Here is a 7,096-nt window from a genome sequence, read left to right as displayed (position 1 = left end):
GGGCGACTTGGCGGCTTGGCTGCCGGACGGCAACATCGAATACCTGGGCCGGATCGACCACCAGGTCAAAATCCGCGGGTACCGGATCGAGCTGGACGAAATCGAGACGCAGCTTCTGAACGTCGAGGGCGTGGAAGAAGCGGTGGTGCTCGCCCGTCAGGACGGCGGGGGCGAGAAGGCGCTTGTCGCCTACTTTGTGGCGGACCGAACGCTGACGGTCAGCGAAATGAGAACCTCGCTGGCCGAGGGAATGCCGGGGTACATGATCCCGTCGTACTTCGTGCAGTTGGAGCGCATGCCGCTGACGACCAACGGCAAAGTGGACCGCAAAGCGCTGCCGGAGCCGCAAGGCGGCATACAAACGGGCGTCGAATACGTAGCGCCGCGTAACCGGCCGGAGTCCCAGCTTGTGAAGATCTGGGAGGAAGTGCTGGGCTACTCCGGCATTGGAGTCCTGGACAATTTCTTCGAGCTCGGAGGCCACTCCTTGCGGGCGACGAACCTTGTCAGCAAGATTCAGAAGGAAATGAACGTCGAACTTCCGCTGCGCGATGTGTTCCGCTATACGACGGTAGAGTCGATGGCCGGGGCTATTGCCAGCTTGGAAGAAACGCGGCACAGCTCGATTCCGAAAGCGGAAGAGAAAGCGTACTATCCGGTTTCCTCCGCGCAAAAAAGGCTGTACGTCCTGCACCAGCTGGATGGCTCGGAGCTGAATTACAACCTCCCAAGCGCCTTGCAATTGGGAGGGGCTTTGAACGAGGCCAAAGTGGAAAAGGCGCTGACTACTTTGGTGGCCCGGCACGATATGCTGCGCACCGGTTTTGAAATCGTGAATGGGGAGCCGGTTCAGCGTATTCATCCGCTCGTAGCTTTCAAGGTCGAGAAGCTTCAAGCAAGCGAAGATCAGGTTGCGGCCATTCTTGAAGGATTTATTCAGCCTTTTGACTTGACCCAGCCGCCTTTGCTGCGCGCCCTGCTGATCGAACTGGAGAAAGAGAAATTCCTGCTCGCGCTGGATATTCATCATATTGGTTCCGACGGCCTTTCCATGGACGTGCTGCTGCGCGAATTCGTGCGGCTTTACAATGGGGAAGAATTGCCGGAGCTGCGGATTCAATACAAGGATTACGCCGTTTGGCAGCAATCCGAGGAGCAGCGCCAGCGCATCAAACGGCAGGAGGAATACTGGCGCGGGGTATTCAGCTCCGAGCTTCCGGTTCTTGAGCTGCCTCTCGACTTCTCCCGCCCGGCCGTCCAGCAGTTTGACGGTCAAACGCTCACGTTTACGCTGGATGCGGAGAAAAGCGAAGCTCTCAAACGGCTTGCCGGCGATTCGGGGGCGACGCTGTACATGCTTCTGCTGGCTGCGTACTCCGTATTGCTTCATAAATACGCGGGACAGGAAGATATAGTGGTCGGCACTCCGATTGCCGCCCGTTCTCACGCCGACCTGCAGCCGATTATCGGCATGTTCGTCAATACGCTGGCCCTTCGCTTGGGTCCGGCGGCGGAGCGGACGTTCCTGGATTACTTGCAGGAAGTGAAGGAAACGACGCTTGGAGCCTACGAGCACCAGGACTATCCGTTCGAGGAGCTGGTGGAAGCTCTTCAGGTGAGCCGGGATTTAAGCCGGAATCCTCTGTTTGACACCATGTTTTCTTTGCAAAAGCACGAAAGCTTGGATTTAACCCTGGAAGGCTTGCAATGGTCGCTGTTCGACATCGAGGAAAAGACGGCAAAGTTTGATCTTAGCTTTGATATCGTGGAAGCCGATAACGAGCTGGTTTGCAAGATCGAGTACGCTACCTCGTTGTTTAGACAGGAAACGATGGTACGGCTGGCGGGTCATTACGAGCAGCTTTTGGCGTCGATCCTGGCTCAGCCGGGTGCGCGGATTTCGGATTTGGATATCTTGACGGACAGCGAAAAGCATGATTTGCTGGTCGGGTTTGACGTGTCGTCTTCGGCTCTGGCGAAGCAACCCGCCGCAGAGGGTACAGGTTTGGAAGCGGATGAGTCGTGGAGAGAGAGAACGATCCACGAGCTGTTCGAGGAGCAGGCAGAGCGAACGCCGGAGCAGGTGGCCGTCGTCTATGAGGACAGCCGCCTGACTTACCGGGAGCTGAACGAGCGGGCGAACCGGCTGGCGCGATCCTTGCGTGCCCCTGGCGTGCAGGCCGATCAGCCGATCGCGATCATGGCCGAGCGCTCGCTGGAGATGATCGTCGGCATCTATGCGATCTTGAAGGCCGGGGGCGCCTACGTGCCGATCGACCCGCAATTCCCGCAGGAGCGCATCCGCTACATGCTCGAAGATTCGGGCGCTAGGCTGCTGCTGATTCAGAGCCATTTGAGGGAAAGCGCGTCATTTGCCGGGACTGAGCCGCTTGGCGGTCTATCGCTCGTCGATCTGAACGATCCATCCGCGTATGACGAAGACGGCTCGAACCTGGAGCCGGCGAGCGGACCGGAGCACTTGGCCTACGTCATTTACACATCGGGCTCGACTGGCAAGCCCAAGGGCGTCATGGTGGAGCACCGTCCGGTGATCAACCGGCTGCTGTGGATGCAGAATGCTTACCCGATCGACTCCAGGGATACGATTCTGCAAAAGACGGCGATCACCTTCGACGTTTCCGTGTGGGAGCTGTTTTGGTGGGCTTGGACGGGGGCCAAAGTTTGCTTGCTGCCGCCGGGCGGAGAGAAGAATCCCGAGACGATTCTGGACACGATCGAACGGCAAGCCGTCACCACGATGCACTTCGTGCCGTCGATGCTGCACGCCTTCCTCGAATATGTCGAGCGTCAGCCGAGCGAAGATCTGGGGAACAAGCTGTCTTCGCTGAAACGGGTGTTTGCAAGCGGGGAAGCGCTGGCGACGTCGCATGTGAGCCGGTTCTGGCAGTGGATTGCGTCATCCGTGAATCAAGCGCAGCTGATCAACCTTTATGGGCCTACGGAAGCGACGGTCGATGTCTCGTACTACGATTGCGGACCGGAAGAGACGCATGTATCGGTGCCGATCGGCAAGCCGATCTCGAACATCCGGCTGCATATTGTCAAGGAAGGGACGACAGCGCTGCAGCCGATCGGCGTGCCGGGCGAGCTGTGCATCGCGGGCGAAGGCCTGGCTAGAGGCTACTTGAACCGTCCCGAGCTGACCGTGGAGAAATTCGTAGAGTGTCCGTTTACGCCGGGCGGGCGGATGTACCGGACGGGCGATCTGGCCAGATGGCTGCCGGACGGCAACATCGAGTATATGGGCCGGATCGACCATCAGGTGAAAATCCGCGGGTACCGGATCGAGCTCGGCGAGGTGGAGGCGCAGGTCCTGAAAGTGGCGTCCGTCCAAGAGGCGGTTGTCATCGCCAGAGAGGACGAAGCCGGTCAGAAGCACCTCTGCGCGTACTTCGTGGCGGACAAGCCGCTTGCGGCGAGCGAGCTGCGAAGCGCGCTGGCGGAGGATCTGCCCACGTACATGATTCCGTCCTACTTCGTGCAGCTGGAGCGGATGCCCCTCACACACAGCGGGAAGCTCGACCGTAAGGCGCTGCCCGCACCGGAAAGCAGTGTGCTCGTGGGAACGGAATATGTGGCGCCCCGGACGCCGGCGGAGCAGACGTTGGTTGCGGTGTGGCAAAAGGTGCTGGGAACGGGTCGTCCGATCGGCGTGATGGACAATTTCTTCGAGCTCGGCGGGGATTCGATTAAATCGATCCAGGTGTCGTCCAGGCTATATCAGGCCGGGTACAAGCTGGAAATCAAGCATTTGTTCAAATATCCGACCGTAGCGGAATTAAGCCCGTATCTCCAGCCGGTCTTAAGACGCGCCGATCAGGGGGCAGCTACGGGAGAGACGCGGCTGACGCCGATTCAGCGCTGGTTCTTCGAGCAGTCGTTCGCCGAGCCGCACCACTTTAACCAGGCGGTGATGCTGTACCGGGAGGAAGGCTACGACGAAGCGGCGCTTCGTCAGGCCGTGCGGAAGCTGGCCGAGCATCACGATGCGCTGCGCCTCGTCTTCCGCCGGACCGAGAGCGGGTATGCGGCATGGAACCGGGGCATCGCGGAAAGCGACGGCGAGCTCTACAGCCTGGAAGTGATCTATTTCCGCGGAATGACGGACTGCGCGCAGGCGATCGAAGCCAAGGCGAACGAGCTTCAGCGCAGCATTGACCTGCAGGCAGGGCCTTTGCTGAAGCTCGGCTTGTTCCGCTGTGCGGATGGAGATCATCTGCTGATCGCGATCCACCACTTGGTCGTAGACGGCGTATCCTGGCGGATTCTGCTTGAGGATTTTGCTGCCGGCTATGAGCAGGCGCTGCAAGGGCAGCCGATCCGTCTGCCGCTCAAAACGGATTCATTCCAAACGTGGGCGAAACAGCTCGCTGATTATGCGAACGGTCCGGCGATGGAAAGCGAGAGAGAGTATTGGCAGCATATCGAGCAATTGACCTATGAGCCGCTTCCGAAAGATTTTGAACAAGGCAGATCTAAGCTGAAGGACAGCGGGCTCGTGACCGTCCGCTGGACGGCGGAGGAAACCGAACAGCTGCTGAAGCAGGCACACCGTGCTTACCATACGGAAATGAACGATTTGCTGCTTGCCGCGCTTGGCCTCGCGGTACAAGCTTGGAGCGGCCGGGAACGCGTGCTGGTGAATCTCGAAGGCCACGGCCGGGAAGAACTTTTGCCGGATGTGGACATTACGCGCACGGTAGGCTGGTTTACAAGCCAATTCCCTGTCGTTCTGGAGCCGGGTCACGCCCAGGCGCTCGGTCATCAGGTGAAACAGGTTAAAGAAAGCTTGCGCCGCATTCCGAACAAAGGAATCGGCTACGGCATCCTGCGTTATTTGTCGGCGCCGCGTGACGGCGAGCGCTTCGCTTTGGAGCCGGAGATCAGCTTTAACTATTTGGGTCAGTTCGACCAGGATTACGAAAGCAGCGGCTCGAGGCCGTCTCCGTTCAGCCCGGGTTCCGATTCAAGCCCGAATGCAGTGATGGATTATGTCCTCGATATCAACGGTATGGTGTCGGAAGGAGTGCAGGAACTCACGATCCGTTATGGGGTAACCCAGTATAAACGGGAAACGGTAGAGCGCCTGGGCACCCTGCTTCATTCGAGCTTGCGTGAAGTCATCAGCCATTGCGTATCGAAAGAGCGGCCGGAGCTTACGCCTAGCGACGTACTGCTTCAAGATGTGACGTTGGAGGAACTGGAGCGGCTGGCCGAACATACGGCGGCGCTCGGCGAACTGGAGAATGTATACACCCTGACTCCGCTGCAAAAAGGGATGTTGTTCCACAGCCTGCTGGATGCCGATTCGGAAGCTTACTTCGAACAGGTGACCTTCGATCTGTACGGAAGCCTGAATGTCGAAGCCTTCACCCAAGGATTGGATACGCTGGTGCAGCGGAATGAGGCGCTGCGGACTAACTTTATTACCGGCTGGAGAGACGAGCCGATTCAAGTGGTATTCCGCGAGCGGAAGTGTGAAGTGTACTTCGAAGATATTCGCTCGGTAAGCGATGAAGACCCGGAGAAGACGATAGCCGATTTCGTCAGCGCGGATAAAGCGAACAAGTTCGATTTGGCCCGAGGCTCTCTTATGCGCGTAACCGTTTTGCGCACGGGCGACGAGTCCTACCATGTGATCTGGAGTCACCATCACATTTTGATGGACGGCTGGTGCATGTCCTTCATGATCAAGGAAGTGTTCGACACCTACTTCGCGTTCCAGGAGAAGCGGACGCTGGAGCTTCCTCCGGTTACCTCGTACTCCCGGTATATCGAATGGCTGGAAGCTCAAGATGCCGCGAAAGCTTCGCGTTACTGGTCCGAGTATTTGGCGGGTTACGATCAGCAGACCAAGCTGCCTCGGGAGAAAACAGGGCTGAAGCAGGGCGCTTTTGAAGCAGCTGAGATCGATGTGGAACTCAGCAAGGAACTGACCGGGCAAATCGAGCGGGTGGCGCGCCAGCATCAGGTGACGCTTAATACATTCATGCAGACCGTATGGGGACTGGTTCTGCAGGTATACAACAACAGCGAAGATGTCGTATTTGGCTCCGTCGTATCCGGGCGTCCAGCGGAGATTCCGGGTATCGAAAGCATGATCGGCCTGTTTATTAATACGATCCCCGTCCGTATTCAAGGCAAAGCCGAGGAGACGGTAGCCGCTATCTTGAGAAAAACCCAGGATCAAGCGCTGGCATCGAGAGCTTACGAAACGTTCCCGCTGTTCGAAATTCAGTCGCTGAGTGAGCAAAAGCGTGACTTGATCAACCACATCATGGTGTTTGAAAATTATCCGATGGAAGAACAAATTGAGCAGGTCGTCGGAGGAGACAAAGAAGCGCTGAAAATCGCTAATATCCAGTCGCCGGAGCAAACGAACTACAACTTGGACATTACTGTCATTCCGGAAGAGCATATTTTGCTGCGGTTTACGTACAATGCGCTGACGTTCAGAGAGGATGACATCAGGCAGCTCTACAGTCATTTTACCTGGGCACTGGAGCAGGTTGCAGCTAACCCGAACTTGCGCGTGAATCAGTTGGAGCTTTTGACGGCGGCGGAAAAAGAGCAAATTCTTGGCGCGTTTAACCCGGCGCAGCCGGAAGCGGCTCCTGCGGTCGCATTCCACCGGATGTTCGAGGAACAGGCGGAGCGCACACCGGAAGAGGCGGCCGTCGTGTACGAGAACGACCGGCTGACGTATGCGGAGCTGAACGAGCGGGCGAATCGCTTGGCGGCTACATTGCGCGCAAGTGGCATCGGCCGGGAGTCAATTGTCGGTATTCTCGCCGAGCGTTCGGTGGACTTGCTGGTGGCCGTGCTGGCCGTCTGGAAAGCGGGCGGGGCGTATGTGCCGCTTGACCCGGATTATCCGGCAGACCGCGTGCGGTTCATGCTCGAAGACAGCGGAGCGAAGGTGCTGCTGACGCAAACGCCGCTGCGAGAGCGCGCCGAAGCCTGGCTCGGCGAAGAGGAGCTGGCGCTGGCGGCGGTGCTGTACCTGGACGACGAAGCGTCGTACAGCGAGGAGCGGGCGAATGCGCCGATTGTCTCCGGCAAGCTGACGGATGCT

At 58.2% G+C, this 7,096-nt stretch carries 1 protein-coding gene; it reads left to right on the top strand.

The features are described from left to right. Nucleotides 1-7,096: non-ribosomal peptide synthetase (locus BAZ21_RS27180; protein WP_141695048.1), on the top strand; the 7,096-nt coding region annotated here is incomplete at both ends.

The organism is Paenibacillus kribbensis (assembly GCF_001705305.1).
Taxonomy (GTDB): Bacteria; Bacillota; Bacilli; order Paenibacillales; family Paenibacillaceae; genus Paenibacillus; species Paenibacillus kribbensis_B.
This window is presented reverse-complemented; position numbering and strand designations above follow the sequence as displayed.